Raw genomic sequence first — 15827 nt, 5'->3', positions numbered from 1 at the left:
CTACATCCCGCTCGGCGCCAGCCGGTCGCGGCTGGTGCAGCCGTTGCTGATCCCGAGCGTGCACGCCCGATCGTAAGCGGTTCGCGCGGCAGGGGTGTCGGGGAGCAGCCGGTTCTCGTACAGCCAGCCGAGCTTGTCGCAGGCGATGCCGTCGTCCTTGTTGCAGGCCGCGCTTAAGAATATCTGCGCGCGCGTCCAGTCGGTCGTCACCCCGCCCGTGCTGTCGGTCAGCCGCGCCCCGGCATTGGCGCAGCCGAGCACCGAGCCGTAATAGCAGGCCTTTTCGTAGAGGATCGTCGCGACGACGAAATCGGGTGCGCCGCCGTCGCCCTTTTCAACGATCACCCCCAGGCTGTTGCACGCGTCGGCGGTCGCGGTGGTCGTGCCGCTGTTGCACTGCTCGGCGAGCGCCGAATTGGTCACGCTGGTCACCTGATAGGCCGAATAGGCGCTGCTGCCGGTGCCGAAATAAGAGCCATCGGCGCTGGTGATTTCGGGCGCCGCGGTGACCGGGGGATCGACCGGCGTGACGGGCGGATCGACGGGATCGAGGGGTTCCGACCCGCCGTCGTCGCCGGGAAGCGCGGCGATCAGCATCGCGAGCAGCAGGACAAGGAACAGCGCGATGCCGATCTTCGCGCCCTTGTCGAGCCCGGGCTTGGGCGGGACGGGTTCGCCGGCGCCGGTCGTATCGGTCTTGCCGGGCTCGGGCGTGGTCAGCAGCCCGAGGCGCTGGGTCGTGTCCACGGGCGCGGCCGGCGTCTCGGTCTTCTCCGTCTTGGCGAGCGACGGCGCGGTCTTCGCGCCGGGCGCCGTATCGACCGCGAGGCTCTCACCCGCCTGCGCCAGCTCGTTCTGCGCGCGGCGCTTCACCCGGTCGTCGGGATCGTCGGCGAGCGCGCGCAGCGCGGTGAGCGCCGGCGCCTTCTGCTCGCCGCCGCGCATGACGATCTCGCCGAGCGCGATGCACGCGCCCGCGCGCGATTCCCAGTTGCGGCTCGCGACCTTCTTGAGCAGCCCGGCGGCGAGCGGCGCCGCGCGGCGCACCGGGTTGCGCGCGATCACCATGTCGCCGTCGATCGCGTTGAGGCGCTTGGGCTCCTGCCCCGGCCCCTCCTTGCGCAGCGCGCCGCGCACATAGTCGAACAATTCGTCGAGCGTGATCGTGCCCGTGCCGTTCGCGTCGGCGGCGCCGGTCTCGATCCCCTCGATCAGGTGGCGCGTGAAGCGCGACTGCATGCGCCCGCCGGCATCGGCCTCGCTCGCGAGCTGGGTGCTCGACGCCGCGGTGATGATCGCGGTGCCGCGGCCTCCCCCAGAACCCGCAACGTCGCCAAAGTCTTCCGCGCTGATCGCCGCAGCGCCCGATTTGAAGACATGCCCCTTGGCAAAGGCGCCGCTGTAGCAGGTGTCGATCAGCAGCACCTTTTGCCCCGCGCGGCTGCGCGCCGCCTGGCGCGAGACGAAATTGGCGCCGATCGCGGTCGCCGAGAGCAGATCGCGATCGCTATCCTGCGCGAGGAAATAGAGGTCACCGTCGGCGTCCTTGTCGCCATGCCCCGAAATGAACAGCAGCAACGTGTCGCCCGAATCGGCCGACTGGAAATAGCGCTCGATCGCGACGCGCTGCGCGCGCTGGTCGGCGTCGGACAGCATCGTCACCTCATAGGGCCCGACATCGGGGCGGACGAGCAGCAGGCGCAGCCGCTCGGCGTCGGGGACCGGCGATTTGAGCGGGGTGATCCGGCTGTCGGCGTAGGTGCCGGTCGCGAGGATCAGCGCCTTTTTCACGGGGCCGCCTAGCTGCTCGGCCGCTGGAGGAAGGGGTTGAGCTTTTCGAACACGTCGTCGGGCGCGGCGCCGGTCACATTGACCTCGAAATATTCGCCGTCGGCATTCTTGCCCTTCAGCGTCAGCGTCGTTTCATTGTCCTGCCGCTTCAGCCAGTGCTGGATCGCGGGCACCGCCCAGGAGGAAGCGAGCGCGCCGAGGCTGATCACGACTTCGGCGGTCATCGCCCATTCGCCCGCCTTCGATCCCGGCGGCGCCTCGGTCCGCGCCAGCCCGGCGATGCCGGCCTGATGTTCGTTGAGTTCGGACGCCAGCGAACGCGCGAGCGCCTCGCGGGCCTCGTCGTCGAGGCCGCGGCTGTCGACCTGGATCAGCAAAGACTGTGCGTCGGCCATGACACCCCCTGTCCGCCGCGATTAACCGCCACCCGCGCCATGCTGTCAAGCATTTGCAATTGAAACCAACTGTGTTGCAAAAACAACACAGGTAAGAAAATTGTCATATTCTGAACGGCCTATTCATTGACGCGACAGCTTCGAACGCCATTTAGGCCCGCGGGTCGCGATCAACAAAATGAAGTGATCCGTCAAAGCAAAGGAAAAGAAAATGAAGAAGTTCGCAGTTGCAGCCGCTCTCCTCTCGGCCGTTGTCGCCACCCCGTCGTTCGCTGCCGAAGGCGGCGAAGGCCGTATCGAAGCCCGCGGCGGTATCGCCTGGGCCGGTGGTAGCGAAGAAGCCGTTGCCGGTGTCGCCGCTGGTTATGATTTCGACCTGGGTTCGAGCGCCTTTGCCGGCGTCGAAGCTTCGGCCGACAAGATTCTCGTCGGTGGCACCGACGTCGTGTTCGGCCTGACCGGCCGCGTCGGCGCCAAGCTCGGCGACTCGGGCAAGCTCTATGCCGCTGCCGGTTACAGCTTCAACGACGGCGACGCCGCGCACATCGGCGCCGGCTACCAGCACAAATTCGGTTCGAACGTGTATGGCAAGGTCGAATATCGCCGCTTCCTGCTGGACGGCACCGACATCAACACCGCGGTTGCCGGCCTCGGCTTCGCCTTCTGATCTGAAGGCCTGACGGTTAAGGGAAGGGGCGGTCCGAAAGGGCCGCCCTCTTTCGTTGCATCTCGGGCCCGGGCAGCGCCGCCTAGCCTCTGCGGCGGAGCAGAAGCCAGGTCGCCCCCGACGCCGCTATCGCCAGCGCGCCTGCGAACAGCGTGCCGCCGATGCTGTCCGCAAAGGGCAGCCCGCCCGTATTCATCCCGAAAAAGCCGGTCACCAGCGTCGCGGGTAGAAGCAGCGCGCTCATCATCGACAGGACATAGAGGTTCTGGTTGGTGCGCTGCGCAGTCTGGAGATCGAGTTCGTCGCGCAACATCCTGAGCTGCGTCTGCACGCCGCCGACATCGGCGTCGAGCGCATGCAGCCGCTGCACGGCATGTTCGGCCACCGGGGTCAGCGGCGGCGGCAGATCGGGGTCCATTTCGAGCCGGTGCAGCGCGGCGCGCATGCCGCCGATCAAGCGGTGGAGCCGCGCCGCGCGTCGGCGGATGGCGACCAGGTCGCGCGTCGCGGGCGACTGGCGCTCGTTGAGGAATTCGTCCTCGGCGGTCTGGATATCGACCGCGAGCGCACGGACGAGCTGGCTCAGCCCGTCGGCCATCGCGCCGACCATCAGCCCCAGCGCCGCGGCGCTGTCGCAAACGTCGAGGCCCTGCGCGATGCGTTGCCGGACGATATCGGCCGAACGAAGCGGATGATAGCGGCCCGTGAGCATCATGTCGGGCATGATCACGATGTGCAGGGCGCCGATCTGCATCGTTTGCGCGACGTCGAAATCGCGTTCGAAATCCTGGAGGACGAGGCCAACGATTCCCTGCTCGACCATTGCCTGCGCGTGGGTGTCGCGCGACAGCATCAACTCGTGGATCGCGCGTGGCATCGGCACCTGGCGTTCAAGCCAGCGCAGCGTCCGCTGGTCGGCGAGGTTGAGGTGGAGCCAGCGAAAGCTGGCGTCGCCGCCTTCGTCGCATTCCTCGATCAGGCGGGTGCCGTCCACCGTCCGCGCGCAGCCCCAGATCAGCCCGGGCTGCATCACGATCGCCTCAAAGGCCTGGAACGGCGAATCCTCTAGGCTGGCCGTGGCGGTGATCCTTTGAACGATAGCGACCGCGGCGCGTATAGCATGCTCGTCGGCAGGATCGAAACGCCGAGTGGCGGGCGCGCCGCCGGCGACAGCCTAGCCGGTGCCCGGCAGCGCGTCCTCGACCAGCGGCGCCAGCCCCTCGACGATGACCCCGACCCCCTTGGCGTTGGGATGGACGTTATCGCCGAGCATCAGCGCCTTGTCGGTCACCACATTGTCGAGGATGAAGGGATAGAGGCTCGCGTCATATTTGGCGGCGAGTTCGGGATAGATGGGGTTGAACGCGCCGGCATAGTCGCTGCCCATGTTCGGCGAGGCCATCATGCCGGTGAGGACGACCGGGATGTCGCGTTTCTTCAGTTCGGCGAGCATCGCGTCGAGATTGGCCCGCGTCTCGGCGGGCCGGATCCCGCGCAGCATGTCGTTGCCACCGAGGCCGAGCAGGACGAGCGCTGGCTTTACCCTGGCATTGTCGAGCACGAAGCTCAGCCGCTGGCGCCCCGCCGCGGTGGTGTCGCCCGAGACGCCCGCATTTTGGACGCGCGCGACCACGCCGTCGGCGGCAAGCGCGGCCTGGAGCTGCGGCGCGAGACCCTCCTTCGGGCCGAGCTGGTAACCCGCGTAGAGGCTGTCGCCGAAGGCGATGACGAGCGGAGCGTCGGCGGGGATCGCGGCGGCCTTGGTCGAAGCGGGTCCCTCCTTCGTCGAAGCGGCGGGACTTTCCGCCGATCCGCACGCGGCGAGCGGTTGGCAAAGCGCGAGGGCGCAACCATATATCGCAAACGAGCGCCATCCGGCCTTGTTCATTCCAAAGGGTCCCTTCTTGACCGATCTCTCCCGACCGCCTGCGGATGCGGCGATCGCCGCCCATAATGTGACGCTCACGCTCGGCACCGACAAGGCCCCCGTCGAAATATTGCGCGGCATCGACCTCAGCGTCGCCGCGGGGGAATCGGTGGCGCTGCTCGGGCCCTCGGGATCAGGAAAGAGCTCGCTGATGGCAGTGCTCGCCGGACTCGAGCGCGCGAGCGGCGGGACGATCCATGTCGCGGAAACCGACTTCACGACGCTCGACGAGGACGGGCTGGCGCGCGCGCGGCGCGGGCGGATCGGCATCGTACTGCAGGCCTTCCACCTGCTGCCGACGATGACGGCGCTGGAGAATGTCGCGGTACCGCTGGAGCTTTCGGGCCATGCCGATCCCTTTGGCCGCGCGGCGAAGGAACTGGAAGCAGTCGGGCTGGGCCATCGCCTGACCCATTATCCCGCGCAGCTTTCGGGCGGCGAGCAGCAGCGCGTCGCGATCGCGCGCGCGATGGCGGGCGAGCCCGCGATCCTGTTTGCCGACGAACCGACGGGCAACCTCGACACCGCGACGGGGCATGCGATCGTCGACCTGCTCTTCGCGCGCGGCAAGGCGCTCGGCGCGACCTTGCTGGTCATTACCCACGATCCCGACCTCGCCGAACATTGCGACCGGGTGCTGGTGATGCACGACGGGCGGATCGACGAGGAACGCACCGGCAGGACGCCGCGCTGATGCTCCCCCTCGCCGCCCTCTGGCGCATCGCAAGACGCGACCTCGCGACGCGCATCCGCGGGCTACGGCTGCTCGCGGTGTGCCTGTTCCTCGGCGTTGCGACGCTCGCCGCGATCGGTAGTTTGACGCGCGGCATCACCTCAGAACTCGAGGTGCGTGGGCAGACGATCCTCGGCGGCGACATCGAATTCGGCCTGCCGCAGCGGCAGGCGAGCAACGCCGAGATGGCGGCGTTTCGGGGTGTCGGCGATGCTTCGGCCACGGTGCGGATGCGCGCGATGGCCAATGCCCCCGACGGCGAAGCCTTGCTGTCCGAACTCAAGGCGGTCGATAGCGCCTATCCGCTCTATGGGACGATGCGGCTGGAAAGCGGCGTCCGGCGCGGACCACCGCCGACGGGTTCGATCTGGGTCGGGGCAGATCTGGCGTCGCGGCTGGAGCTGAAGGTCGGCGAGCAAGTGAAGTTCGGCGACAAGAGCTTCCGGATCGACGGCATCATCGCCGACGAACCCGACCGGCTTGGCGAAGGCTTCACGCTGGGGCCGGTGGCGATCATCGGGCTCGGCGATCTCGAGGCGACCAAGCTGATCCAGCCGGGCAGCCTCTACGAGAGCAAATACCGCGTCCGCCTGCCCGATAGCGCCAATCTCGAAGCGGTGGGCAAGCAGCTGACCGAAAAATTCCCCGAGGCGGGGTGGGAGATCACCGACCGCAGCAACGGCGCGCCGGGAACGCGGCGCTTCATCGAACGCATGGGGCAGTTCCTGTCGCTCGTCGGGCTCGCAGCGCTGGTGATCGCGGGGATCGGGGTCGGCAATGGCGTCGCCTCCTATCTCGCGGGCAAGCGGCCGGGGCTGGCGACGCTCAAGGTGCTCGGCGCCGACAGCGGCACGGTGATGCGCATCTATGGCCTGCAGATCCTGGCGGTTGCGGCGGTGTCGATCTTTGCGGGGCTGGTCGTCGGCGCGCTCGCGCCTGCGGCGATTTCGGCGATCGCGGGCGATGTGCTGCCGGTGAAGCCGGGCGTCGCCATCTATCCGCTGCCGCTGGCGATCAGCGCGGCGTACGGCCTGCTCATCGCCATCGCCTTTGCCCTACCCCCGCTCGCGGCAACGCGGCGCGTACCCGCGGCGGGGCTGTTCCGCGCGACGATCGACGGCGCCGGACGGCCCGAGGCGCGCACGATCCTCGCGGTCGGCGCGGCGCTGGCGGCGATCGTCGCGCTCGCTGTGGGGACGGCGCGCGAGCCTTTGTTCGCCTTGGGTTTTGTCGGCGCGGCGGCGGGGCTGCTGCTGCTGCTCGTCGGCATCGGCTGGCTGGTGCGCAAGGGCGCGAGCCTCGTCCCACGGCCGAAGCAGCCGCTGCTGCGCCTCGCGGTCGCGAACCTGCACCGGCCGGGCGCGGCGACCGGCGCGCTCGTCGTGGCGCTGGGGCTCGGCCTCACCTTGTTCGTGACGCTCGCGGCGATCCAGACGAGCATCACCGCCGAAATCGCCCGCACCGTGCCGCAGCGCGCGCCGAGCTTCTTCGTGCTCGACATCCCGCGCGACGGTGCGAGCGAGTTCCGCTCTATGGTGACCAGGGCCGCACCCGATGCCGACATCAACCTGATCCCCGCGCTGCGCGGCAGCGTCACCGAATTTGCGGGCCAGCGCGTCGACGAACTCGCCGAATTGCCCGAGGGCGCGTGGGTACTGCGCGGCGACCGCGGGCTGACCTATAGCCCGTCCCTGCCCAACGGCAGCGAGTTGACCGCAGGCGGCTGGTGGGCTGCCAGCTACAAGGGGCGGCCGCTGGTCAGCGTCGAGCAGGAGGTCGCAACCTCACTCGGGCTCAAGATCGGCGACACGCTCTCGGTCAATGTGCTGGGGGTCGAGGTGCAAGCGAAAGTGGCGTCCTTCCGCACCGTCGAATGGGACAATTTCGGGCTCAACTATGTGCTCGTCTTCTCGCCGGGCAGCTTCGACGCCGCGCCGCACAATATGGTCGCGACGGTCGCGGTGCCGCCCGCCGCCGAGGCGGACCTCGCGCGCAGCATCCCGCGCGCCTTCCCCTCGGCATCGCTGATCGCGGTGCGCGACGTGATCGGACAGGTCACGACCTTGCTGACCCAGATGAGCCAGGCGATAGCGGCGGCGGCGAGCATCGCGATCCTCGCCGGCATCGCAGTGCTGATCGGCGCGATCGCGGCGAGCCGCGAGCGGCGCGTCTACGACAGCGTGATCCTGAAGCTGCTCGGTGCGACGCGGGGGCAGATTTTGGGGGCGCAGGGGCTGGAATATGCGGTGCTGGCGCTGATTCTCGCCGCGCTGGCGCTCGGGCTGGGGCTCGCGGCGGGCTGGTATGTCGTGACGCAGCTCTTCGACTTCGGCTTCGCGCCCGATCCGTTCATCGTCGGCATGACCCTGCTCGGCGGCGCGGGGCTGGCGTTCCTGATCGGCATCGCGGGCAGCTGGCCCTTGCTCTCGGTACGGCCGGCGAGCGCGCTCAGGAGTTTGTAGCGGTTACAGCAGATAAGAGAGGCCCAGCCGGTCCGACTGTTCAGCCAACCTCTTGTCTTTGGTCCAAAGCCGCGCTTCGTCATCATACGCTGCCGATGCGAGGAGATGCGCATCGACCATGCCAAGGCCAGTGCCAAATAGCCGGTGCTGCGTCACAAAGCTTAGCAGCGCCGACTGCTCGACTACCGGGGCGGCAGGAAGAAGCCCCAGCATCCCTATGAATCGATCGCGCTGCGCGAGCGAACCGAGGGCGAGTTCCGCCGTGACAAATGGATGCTGGACAATGCGCCCCTCGGCGAGCGCCACGGCCAAAACGGCATTCGCGCCACGCAGATGGTCGATCCAGATCGAACTATCGACCAAGATCATTCGAACGGCCGTGTACGTGGCGCCGATGCCGCGTTACCATCAGTCCCGCCCATCAACGCGAGCGCACGCGCTGCCTCGCGTTGGATCAGCGCGGTAACGGCCGCCCGTTCCAACTCCATTCGATCTTCGATGCCGGTCATTCGTGCTGCCTCTACCCACAAATCTTGTCCGGCCTCAGGTCGGCCGCTGAACGACGATGTGTCACTCCGAGCCTTTCGCACGCGCTCGAACCGGATACGCCCGCGCGCCTGATCGACATCGCGGGTTTCCCACCCGGCCTCGACCCAAACCGCAGCTTGGCTGTGATTGCCTCCGTTGTGATTCGACCACCAGGCTCGGTGGTCACGCGCGCTGTTGGGCAATCGAAAACCTAGAATGCGTTCGATTTCATCGAAGCTAGCGTTCCAGCGATCTTCCGGCAGGGTCCGCAGATGATCCCCAAGCGGCTCATATTTTCCCATGCTTCTTCTCCTCTGAGTCGAAACATATACTATTCCAAAAACATGTCAAATAGTAACCATCCTTGATATGTTCCTATATCAGCCGCACAACCGCCGACACCGCCGCCAGTCCCAGCACCGCCGCGACCATCGCCTGCCACATATGCGCGGGGACGCGGCCGAAGTGGCGGGCGCCGACCCAGTTGCCGAGCCACATTGGCGGGAAGAGCAAAAGCGCGATCAGGAGCAGCTTCGCCGTCGCGATGCCGACCCATAGCGCCGCGAGCGTGCCGGCGATCGCGGTCGCGAAAAAGATCAGCAGCATCGACGCGCGCGCAACCTTTGGATCGAGCGAGCGGCGGAGGTAGAAGGGCACGACCGGCGGCCCCGGCATCGCCGCGAAGCCGGTGAGGATGCCCGCGGCGAAACCGGTGCCCGCCACCGCCGCGCGCGTCGGTTGGTGGCCGTCGGGATGCTTGGGGAGCAGCACCGCGACGAAGGCGAGCACCGCCGCCAATGTGATCAGCAGCCGCGCGATGTCCGACGGCGTCGCATCGAGCGCGACCATGCCGAGCGGCGTCGTGACCATCGCGAGCAAGGCGATCGGGATCGCGGTCGAGCGGTCGGCGTCGGCCAGGATGATGCGGAGGCCGACCGGCCCGATCAAGAGCTGGAGCAGGATGCCGAGCACCACGGCCTCTTCCGGACTGATGATCAGCCCGAGCAGCGGCACGAGGATGATCGCCATGCCGAACCCCGTCAGCCCACGCACATAGGCAGCGCCAAAGGTCATCACGGCGGCACCGGCCAGGGTCAGTGGCGCGATGCCTGCGAGTTGCTGGGTGCCGCTCAACCTTCCGGCCCCAGCGTCACCAGCCACACATCGGGCGGCACGCCATAGCGCAGCGGCAGGATGCTGGTGCCTAGCCCGGCGCCGACGAACAGCCGCTGCTTGCCGTCGGTCATGTCGCCGCAGCCGAAGCGGTCGCCATAGGCCGAGGCGTAGCTGAGCGCCCCCACCAAGGGCAGCGCGATCTGGCCGCAATGGGTGTGCCCCGCGAAGACCACGGCGACGGGCGCGGGCAGGTCGGGGACGATGTCGGGGCTGTGCGTCGTCAGGATGCGCGGCCCCGGCCCGAGCGCATCCATCGCAGCATAAGTGCGCGCCAGATTATCGTGGTTCGTGACCTCGTCGTCGACCCCGCCGATAATCAGCGGCCCGCGGCGCACCGCCTGGTTGCGCAGCACGGTTACGCCCGCGGCGTTCATGCCCTTGGCGATCGGCTCGGGCTGGAACCAGTAATCATGGTTGCCAAGCACTGCGATCACGCCATAGGTCGCCTTGGCCTCGGCGAAGGGCGCGGTCAGCTCGGCCGCCGAATAATGGCGCGTCGATAGCGCCTTGCCGCTGTGGAAATCGCCCGCGAGCAGGATCAGATCGGGCTTCAGCGTATTGAAGCGGCGCATCAGCGCGGCGAGCCGCTCGGGCGGCATGTCGGGGCCCGCGATATGCGTGTCGGAGACGAGCAGGACGCGCATCGGCGGCGCGCCCGCGGGCCAGTCGGCGAGTTCGACCGTGGCGGTGCGGACGATCGGGTCGGCGCCGGCATTCCAGAGGCCGCGCCCGATCAGGGCCAGCCCGAGCAGGACGAACAGCAGCGCCCAGCGCCGCCAGCGCCGCCGCGGTGTCACGCTCAATCTTTGAGGTCCGGCGGGGTCGCCTCGCCCTTCAGCATCGCGATCGCCTCGGCGAGCGGCATGATGCGCTGACCGTCCTGCCCGAGGGTACGGATCGCGACGGTGCCTTCCTCGGCCTCGCGCTTGCCGACGACGAGCAGATAGGGGACCTTCTGCAGGCTGTGCTCGCGGACCTTGTAGTTGATCTTCTCGTTGCGCAGGTCGCTGTCGGCGCGGATGCCCGCGGCGGTGAGCTGGGCCACCGCATCCCTGGCATAGTCGTCGGCGTCGCTGACGATCGTCGCGACCACCGCCTGCACCGGCGCGAGCCAGGTCGGGAAGCGGCCCGCGAAATGCTCGATCAAAATGCCGATGAAGCGCTCGTAAGTGCCGAGGATCGCGCGATGGAGCATCACCGGGCGGTGCTTTTCGCCATCTTCGCCAATGTATGCCGCGTCGAGGCGTTCAGGCATCACGCGGTCGGACTGGATCGTCCCGCACTGCCAAGTGCGGCCGATCGCATCGGTCAGGTGGAATTCCAACTTCGGCGCGTAAAAGGCGCCTTCGCCCGGCAATTCTTCCCAACCATAATCGTCGTTCGCCATGCCAGCGCGTTCGACCGCTTCGCGAAGCTCGGCCTCGGCCTTGTCCCACATCTCCTCGGTGCCGAAGCGCATGTCGGGGCGCAGCGCCAGCTTCACCGCATATTTCTCGAAGCCCAGCTGCTTGTAGACCCGGTCGAGCAGTTCGCAGAAGCTGCGCACTTCCTCGACGATCTGGTCCTCGCGGCAGAAGATATGGCCATCGTCCTGCGTGAACTGGCGCACGCGCATGATGCCATGCAGCGCGCCATGCGGCTCGTTGCGGTGGCAGCAGCCCATTTCGGCCAGGCGCAGCGGCAGATCGCGGTACGACTTCATCCCCTGTCGGAAGATCAGGACATGCGCGGGGCAGTTCATCGGCTTCAAGGCCATCCATTCGGCGCCGTCCGAGACCAACGGACCTTCGTCCCCGATGTTCGGCACCTCGTCGGGAATGACGAACATATTCTCGCGATATTTGCCCCAATGGCCCGATTGTTCCCACTGTTTGGCGTCCATCACCTGCGGCGTCTTGACCTCCTGATAGGCGGCGCCGTCGATCGCGCGGCGCATATAGGCCTCGAGCTCGCGGTAGATCCGGTAACCCTTGGGGTGCCAGAAGACGCTGCCGTGCGCCTCTTCCTGCAGGTGGAACAGGTCCATCTCGCGGCCGATCTTGCGATGGTCGCGCTTCGCGGCTTCCTCCAGCCGGACGAGATGCTCGGCGAGCTGCTTCTTGTTGAGCCAGCCGGTGCCATAGATGCGGCTGAGCTGCGCATTCTTCTGGTCGCCGCGCCAATAGGCGCCCGAGACGCGCGTCAGCTTGAACGCGGCGGGATCGAGCTTGCCCGTCGAGGCGAGGTGCGGCCCGCGGCACATGTCCATCCAGCCCCCCTCCCCTTCCTGGCCGCCGCTGCGATAGACCGTCAGTTCCTCGCCCGCGGGCAGTTCGTGCGCCCATTCGGCCTTGAACGTCTCGCCGTCGGCGCGCCATTTGGCGATCAGCTGGTCGCGCTCCCACACTTCGCGCGTCAGCGGCAGGTCGGCGGCGATGATCCGGCGCATCTCTTCCTCGATCAGCGGCAGTTCCTCGTCGCGGAACGGGCCATGTTCGGCGGTCGGCGCGAAATCATAATAGAAACCGTCGCCCGTCGAAGGGCCAAAGGTGATCTGCGTGCCCGGGAACAGGTTCTGCACCGCCTCCGCCAGCACATGCGCATAGTCGTGGCGCACCAGTTCGAGCGCGTCGGCCTCGTCGCGGCTGGTCACCAGCGACAGGTTCGTGTCTTCCTCCAGCGGGCGCATGATGTCGCGCAGCTCGCCGTCGATCTTCGCCGCGAGCGCGGCCTTGGCGAGCCCGGGTCCGATGTCGGCCGCGATCTGGGCCGGGGTAGTCCCGCGCGCGACTTCACGGGCAGAGCCATCGGGAAGGGTGACGCGGATCATCTGGGACATCGAAAAATCGGCCTTTCTGGCGGGCTAAAACTGCGCCCCTTTGCCAGCATGCGATATGGGCGGCAAGGGTGCTGTTCGCAACGGCGCGGTCGATCGGGCTTGCAATGATACATTATATCCTTATCTGGGCAGGCCAGCCGCGAAAGTTCTCCCATGCCTCTGCCCGCCGCGCGCCCGCGCCTCGCCGACCTTGCCGGGCTGGCGCTGTCGGCGACCTGCCTCATCCACTGCCTCGCGCTGCCGATGCTGTTGCTGCTTGCGCCAGCGCTCGGCCACTGGGTCGCGCTGCCCGAGTGGACCCACGCCGCGATCCTGACCCTTGCGCTGCCCGCAGCGTTTTTGGCGATGCGCGGCGGCTGGCACCGGCATCGCCGGTCTGCACCGGGGCTGGTCGCCGCGGCGGGCCTCGGCCTGCTCGCGCTGGGGCTGGCGGCGCACGAGGGATGGATCGCGGTCGATGACCCGTCAGCCGCCGACACGCTGCTGACCTCGCTCGGCGCGCTCGGCCTCGCGGCGGCGCATCTCGCCAACTGGCGGCTGGACCATCGCGCGCCTTAGGTGCGGGCGCGCGCTTGCCATGCGGCGGGCCCCGCCTAGGATCGCGCGCAACCGGAGGAGCCCGCCATGACCGATCAGCCCGCGCACAGCATCGCCGCAATCCTGCCCTGCACCGACCTCGACGCCAGCACCGCCTTCTACGAACGGCTCGGCCTCCGCGTCGAAAGCGACCATGGCAGCTATCGTATCCTCGGCGACGGCGCGGGGTGGCAGCTGCACCTGACCAACGAGGCGCCCGAGGACTGGCTGGTCCCCGACCAGAATCCCTTTGGCCTCTACCTCTACACCGCGCGCGTCGAGGAGCTGGCCGAGGCGCTGCAGGCCGACATCCTCGAACGCGAGGGCTGGGCGACGCACAAGCCGTGGGGCATGTACGAATTCGCGCTGTCGGACCCCGATGCGACGCTGGTGCGTATCGGCTGGCCGAGCCGGCTGGTCGATCCTTCCTTGCCGGCATCCTCATAGCATCCTTGTCACTTTGTCAATGTTGCTTGACAATCGCGACTCATCATGTCATTGTTCCTTTACTGATCAACAAGGGAGCTTGACCAATGCCAGTGATCGTCAGGGCCATCTGCTGGGCCATCGCCATCCTCTGCATCGCGCTCGCGGGCGCCTTCGGGATCATCGCCGAACGCGTCGCCACCAGCCTGACGACGGTGCTGCCGATCGCGACGATGCCGCGCCGGTCGTGCGCCCGTGTGAAGGCGGCCTGAGATGGACGAGGCGATGGACGATAGCACGGCGCTGCAGGCACAGGCGCGGCGCGAGACGATCCTGTGGGGCGCGGCCTTCGTGACCGGCACCTTCGGCGTCGGCATCCTCAACCTGTTCGTCGACCTGGGGTCGGCGCTGAGCGCGGCGCTGTTCTTCGCGGCGATGCTGCTGCTCTTTCCCTTCGTCCGCGCGGGCGAGCGGCTGCAATTGGTGTCGGGCAGCGGTTCGCTGGCGATGCGGCGCTACAACCGGCGCTTCATGATCGCCTCCTTCGCCTATGTCGTGACCCTGATGGGGGCGATCTGGCTGACCAAGATCGGCAGCTACAACGCGCCGGTCTATGTGCTGATCGCGATCGCGCCGTCGCTGCCGATCCTGCTGATGATCTGGACGATGGCGCGGCTGCTGCAGGAGGAACAGGACGAATATCTGCGCAGCCGGCATATCCGCCACGCGCTGGTCGCGACCGGCTTCATCCTCGCCGCGGCGACGATCTGGGGCTTTCTGGAACAGTTCAACGTCGTGCCCCATGTGCCGAGCTACTGGGTCTTCCCTGCCTGGGCGATCGGGCTGGGCGGCAGCCAGATCTGGTCGAAGCTGCGGTCGTGAGGAACCGGCTCAAGGTCCTGCGCGCCGAGCGCGACTGGAGCCAGGGCGACCTTGCCGAGCGGCTCGAAGTGTCGCGCCAGTCGGTCAATGCGATCGAGACCGGCAAATACGATCCCTCGCTGCCCCTCGCCTTTCGCATCGCCGACCTGTTCGGCCTGCCCATCGAAGCGATTTTCCTGAGAGACTGATCCCGCGCTCCTTGCCCCGCCGCGCCGTGCCCGCTAGGGCGGCAGCCGGAAAGGAGCATCCCCCATGTTCAAGCGCCTGTTCGTCGACCATCCGAAGAGCGTCGACGAAAATTATATCGAACATTTCGGCGTCGCGTCGAAATTCGGCGTGACGATGATCTGGGGCGGGATGTGCGCGCTGGTGCATGCGGTGGTCCCCGGCTGGTGCATCACCACCGGCAGCGACACCATCGCGCGGCTCAACAAGATCATGGTCGAACAGCGCCGCGCCAAGGGGCAGGCGGTGATGCAGATGAGCACGATCGACTGGGTGATCTGAGCGGCGTGATTCCCGCTAAGACGCCAAATTCCCCGTTCGCATCGAGCCCTTCGACTGCCCGCAGGGCGGGCGCTCAGGATAAACTTCAGCCTTCGGCTGAAGTCGAGATGCCCATCAGTGGTGCACGCCTTCCGGGTGTCTCGACTTGGCTCGACACGAACGGGAAAGGTTAGGCGAGCATGAGCGATACCGTGGAGTATCTCGAACGCGCCGCGCGCCCGCGGCTCGCCTATCGCCATATCGCGGGCACCGGCCCGGCGATCATCTTCCTGCCCGGCTATATGTCCGACATGGCCGGCGGCAAGGCCACCGCGCTGTTCGACTGGGCCGCGAGCGAAGGCCGCGCGTGCCTGCTGCTCGACTATGCGGGATGCGGCCTCTCCGCCGGGCTGTTCGCCGAGCAGACCCTGCTCGACTGGCGCGGCGATGTGCTCGACCTGATCGATGCCCGCGTCGAGGGACCGGTCGTGATCGTCGGATCGTCGATGGGCGGCTGGCTGATGCTGCTCACCGCGCTGGCGCTGACCCAGCGCGACGGCCCGGGCCGCGTCGCGGGGCTCGTCGGCATCGCCGCGGCGCCCGATTTCACCGACTGGGGTTTCACACCGCAAGAAAAGGCGATCATCCTCGCCGAGGGCGAGCTCCGCGAAGAGACGCCCTACAGCGACCAGCCCTATGTCACGACGCGCGCCTTCTGGCAGTCGGGCGAGGCGAATCGCCTGCTCGGCGGCACCATCCCCCTCGCCTGCCCGGTACGGCTGCTGCACGGGCAGGAGGATGGCGACGTCCCGCCCGAAATCAGCCTGCGCCTCGCGGCCGCGCTCGCGAGCGGCGATGTCCAGGTGACCCTGGTCAAGGGCGGCGATCACCGGCTGTCGCGCGATACCGACATCGCGCTGCTGATCGACAGCGTCGCGCAGCTCACCGACTAGACCGAAG

At 67.5% G+C, this 15827-nt stretch carries 19 protein-coding genes; 10 read left to right on the top strand and 9 right to left on the bottom strand.

Going from position 1 to position 15827, the window contains the following annotated elements; all coding sequences use genetic code 11:
* Positions 1 to 1791, bottom strand: coding sequence for a caspase, EACC1-associated type (locus AC1RNQ_RS17265; protein WP_493173055.1), 1791 nt, complete (start codon positions 1789 to 1791; stop codon positions 1 to 3).
* Positions 1792 to 1799: 8 nt separating this feature from the next.
* Positions 1800 to 2186, bottom strand: a complete 387-nt coding sequence (locus tag AC1RNQ_RS17260; RefSeq protein WP_493173053.1) for a hypothetical protein — start codon at positions 2184 to 2186, stop codon at positions 1800 to 1802.
* 211 nt (positions 2187 to 2397) lie between these two features.
* Here AC1RNQ_RS17260 and AC1RNQ_RS17255 point away from each other — a divergent pair, with 211 nt between their 5' ends.
* On the top strand, positions 2398 to 2853 hold the full coding sequence (locus tag AC1RNQ_RS17255) for an outer membrane protein (RefSeq protein ID WP_493173051.1): 456 nt from the start codon (positions 2398 to 2400) through the stop codon (positions 2851 to 2853).
* Between the two features lie 82 nt (positions 2854 to 2935).
* Here the strand turns inward: AC1RNQ_RS17255 and AC1RNQ_RS17250 are convergent, their stop codons facing one another.
* Together AC1RNQ_RS17250 and AC1RNQ_RS17245 are read right to left on the bottom strand one after the other, a co-directional pair.
* Positions 2936 to 3883 carry a CorA family divalent cation transporter gene (locus AC1RNQ_RS17250; protein WP_493173321.1) on the bottom strand — a complete coding sequence of 316 codons (948 nt, stop codon included), beginning with the start codon at positions 3881 to 3883 and terminating at the stop codon, positions 2936 to 2938.
* Between the two features lie 144 nt (positions 3884 to 4027).
* Entirely contained in the window at positions 4028 to 4741 is a 714-nt protein-coding gene (locus AC1RNQ_RS17245; RefSeq protein ID WP_493173049.1) for an arylesterase, read from the bottom strand.
* A 16-nt stretch (positions 4742 to 4757) separates the two neighbouring features.
* Here AC1RNQ_RS17245 and AC1RNQ_RS17240 point away from each other — a divergent pair, with 16 nt between their 5' ends.
* Together AC1RNQ_RS17240 and AC1RNQ_RS17235 are read left to right on the top strand one after the other, a co-directional pair.
* Positions 4758 to 5474, top strand: a complete 717-nt coding sequence (locus AC1RNQ_RS17240; protein WP_493173047.1) for an ABC transporter ATP-binding protein — start codon at positions 4758 to 4760, stop codon at positions 5472 to 5474.
* Positions 5474 to 7975 (top strand): ABC transporter permease, encoded by a 2502-nt coding sequence (locus AC1RNQ_RS17235; protein WP_493173045.1) that lies wholly within the window; start codon positions 5474 to 5476, stop codon positions 7973 to 7975. The genes AC1RNQ_RS17240 and AC1RNQ_RS17235 overlap by 1 nt, the downstream gene beginning before the upstream one ends.
* A 3-nt stretch (positions 7976 to 7978) precedes the next feature.
* Here the strand turns inward: AC1RNQ_RS17235 and AC1RNQ_RS17230 are convergent, their stop codons facing one another.
* From AC1RNQ_RS17230 to thrS, 5 genes are all read right to left on the bottom strand, one after another.
* Positions 7979 to 8344 carry a type II toxin-antitoxin system VapC family toxin gene (locus AC1RNQ_RS17230; RefSeq protein ID WP_493173043.1) on the bottom strand — a complete coding sequence of 122 codons (366 nt, stop codon included), beginning with the start codon at positions 8342 to 8344 and terminating at the stop codon, positions 7979 to 7981.
* Complete coding sequence (locus tag AC1RNQ_RS17225; RefSeq protein WP_493173041.1) at positions 8341 to 8805, bottom strand: DUF7662 domain-containing protein; 465 nt, start codon at positions 8803 to 8805, stop codon at positions 8341 to 8343. Before AC1RNQ_RS17225 ends, AC1RNQ_RS17230 begins: the two co-directional genes overlap by 4 nt.
* A gap of 73 nt (positions 8806 to 8878) precedes the next feature.
* On the bottom strand, positions 8879 to 9637 hold the full coding sequence (locus tag AC1RNQ_RS17220) for a sulfite exporter TauE/SafE family protein (RefSeq protein ID WP_493173039.1): 759 nt from the start codon (positions 9635 to 9637) through the stop codon (positions 8879 to 8881).
* Positions 9634 to 10476 carry a metallophosphoesterase gene (locus AC1RNQ_RS17215; RefSeq protein ID WP_493173319.1) on the bottom strand — a complete coding sequence of 281 codons (843 nt, stop codon included), beginning with the start codon at positions 10474 to 10476 and terminating at the stop codon, positions 9634 to 9636. The genes AC1RNQ_RS17220 and AC1RNQ_RS17215 overlap by 4 nt, the downstream gene beginning before the upstream one ends.
* 2 nt (positions 10477 to 10478) lie before the next feature.
* Positions 10479 to 12497 carry a threonine--tRNA ligase gene (gene thrS, locus AC1RNQ_RS17210; RefSeq protein ID WP_493173037.1) on the bottom strand — a complete coding sequence of 673 codons (2019 nt, stop codon included), beginning with the start codon at positions 12495 to 12497 and terminating at the stop codon, positions 10479 to 10481.
* Between the two features lie 153 nt (positions 12498 to 12650).
* Here thrS and AC1RNQ_RS17205 point away from each other — a divergent pair, with 153 nt between their 5' ends.
* The 7 genes from AC1RNQ_RS17205 to AC1RNQ_RS17175 all read left to right on the top strand — a co-directional run bounded on the left by AC1RNQ_RS17205 (position 12651) and on the right by AC1RNQ_RS17175 (position 15820).
* The gene (locus AC1RNQ_RS17205) at positions 12651 to 13055 is read left to right on the top strand and encodes a MerC domain-containing protein (RefSeq protein ID WP_493173035.1); all 405 of its coding nucleotides are present in this window, start codon (positions 12651 to 12653) and stop codon (positions 13053 to 13055) included.
* Positions 13056 to 13121: 66 nt separating this feature from the next.
* The gene (locus AC1RNQ_RS17200; protein ID WP_493173033.1) at positions 13122 to 13520 is read left to right on the top strand and encodes a VOC family protein; all 399 of its coding nucleotides are present in this window, start codon (positions 13122 to 13124) and stop codon (positions 13518 to 13520) included.
* Between the two features lie 86 nt (positions 13521 to 13606).
* Positions 13607 to 13771, top strand: coding sequence for a hypothetical protein (locus AC1RNQ_RS17195; protein ID WP_493173032.1), 165 nt, complete (start codon positions 13607 to 13609; stop codon positions 13769 to 13771).
* A gap of 1 nt (position 13772) precedes the next feature.
* Positions 13773 to 14381: a hypothetical protein gene (locus AC1RNQ_RS17190; protein WP_493173030.1), complete on the top strand. Its 609-nt coding sequence runs from the start codon at positions 13773 to 13775 to the stop codon at positions 14379 to 14381.
* Positions 14378 to 14569: a helix-turn-helix transcriptional regulator gene (locus AC1RNQ_RS17185; protein ID WP_493173028.1), complete on the top strand. Its 192-nt coding sequence runs from the start codon at positions 14378 to 14380 to the stop codon at positions 14567 to 14569. Before AC1RNQ_RS17190 ends, AC1RNQ_RS17185 begins: the two co-directional genes overlap by 4 nt.
* A 64-nt stretch (positions 14570 to 14633) precedes the next feature.
* Complete coding sequence (locus AC1RNQ_RS17180) at positions 14634 to 14888, top strand: DUF6356 family protein (protein ID WP_137865696.1); 255 nt, start codon at positions 14634 to 14636, stop codon at positions 14886 to 14888.
* Positions 14889 to 15067: 179 nt separating this feature from the next.
* Positions 15068 to 15820: an alpha/beta fold hydrolase gene (locus AC1RNQ_RS17175; RefSeq protein ID WP_493173026.1), complete on the top strand. Its 753-nt coding sequence runs from the start codon at positions 15068 to 15070 to the stop codon at positions 15818 to 15820.
* The last annotated feature ends 7 nt before the right edge of the window (positions 15821 to 15827 follow it).

This window comes from Sphingopyxis sp. GW821-FHT12F08 (genome assembly GCF_058806755.1).
Note: the sequence above shows the minus strand (reverse complement) of the source record. Positions and strands in the feature narration are given on the sequence as shown.

What these genes read in the sequence shown, in the direction of transcription:
- AC1RNQ_RS17260 (WP_493173053.1), bottom strand. Translation starts at nt 2,186, where the DNA reads ATGGCCGACGCACAGTCTTTGCTGATCCAGGTCGACAGCCGCGGCCTC.
- AC1RNQ_RS17255 (WP_493173051.1), top strand. Translation starts at nt 2,398, where the DNA reads ATGAAGAAGTTCGCAGTTGCAGCCGCTCTCCTCTCGGCCGTTGTCGCC.
- AC1RNQ_RS17250 (WP_493173321.1), bottom strand. Translation starts at nt 3,883, where the DNA reads ATGCAGCCCGGGCTGATCTGGGGCTGCGCGCGGACGGTGGACGGCACC.
- AC1RNQ_RS17245 (WP_493173049.1), bottom strand. Translation starts at nt 4,741, where the DNA reads ATGAACAAGGCCGGATGGCGCTCGTTTGCGATATATGGTTGCGCCCTC.
- AC1RNQ_RS17235 (WP_493173045.1), top strand. Translation starts at nt 5,474, where the DNA reads ATGCTCCCCCTCGCCGCCCTCTGGCGCATCGCAAGACGCGACCTCGCG.
- AC1RNQ_RS17230 (WP_493173043.1), bottom strand. Translation starts at nt 8,344, where the DNA reads ATGATCTTGGTCGATAGTTCGATCTGGATCGACCATCTGCGTGGCGCG.
- AC1RNQ_RS17225 (WP_493173041.1), bottom strand. Translation starts at nt 8,805, where the DNA reads ATGGGAAAATATGAGCCGCTTGGGGATCATCTGCGGACCCTGCCGGAA.
- thrS (WP_493173037.1), bottom strand. Translation starts at nt 12,497, where the DNA reads ATGTCCCAGATGATCCGCGTCACCCTTCCCGATGGCTCTGCCCGTGAA.
- AC1RNQ_RS17205 (WP_493173035.1), top strand. Translation starts at nt 12,651, where the DNA reads ATGCCTCTGCCCGCCGCGCGCCCGCGCCTCGCCGACCTTGCCGGGCTG.
- AC1RNQ_RS17200 (WP_493173033.1), top strand. Translation starts at nt 13,122, where the DNA reads ATGACCGATCAGCCCGCGCACAGCATCGCCGCAATCCTGCCCTGCACC.
- AC1RNQ_RS17195 (WP_493173032.1), top strand. Translation starts at nt 13,607, where the DNA reads ATGCCAGTGATCGTCAGGGCCATCTGCTGGGCCATCGCCATCCTCTGC.
- AC1RNQ_RS17190 (WP_493173030.1), top strand. Translation starts at nt 13,773, where the DNA reads ATGGACGAGGCGATGGACGATAGCACGGCGCTGCAGGCACAGGCGCGG.
- AC1RNQ_RS17180 (WP_137865696.1), top strand. Translation starts at nt 14,634, where the DNA reads ATGTTCAAGCGCCTGTTCGTCGACCATCCGAAGAGCGTCGACGAAAAT.
- AC1RNQ_RS17175 (WP_493173026.1), top strand. Translation starts at nt 15,068, where the DNA reads ATGAGCGATACCGTGGAGTATCTCGAACGCGCCGCGCGCCCGCGGCTC.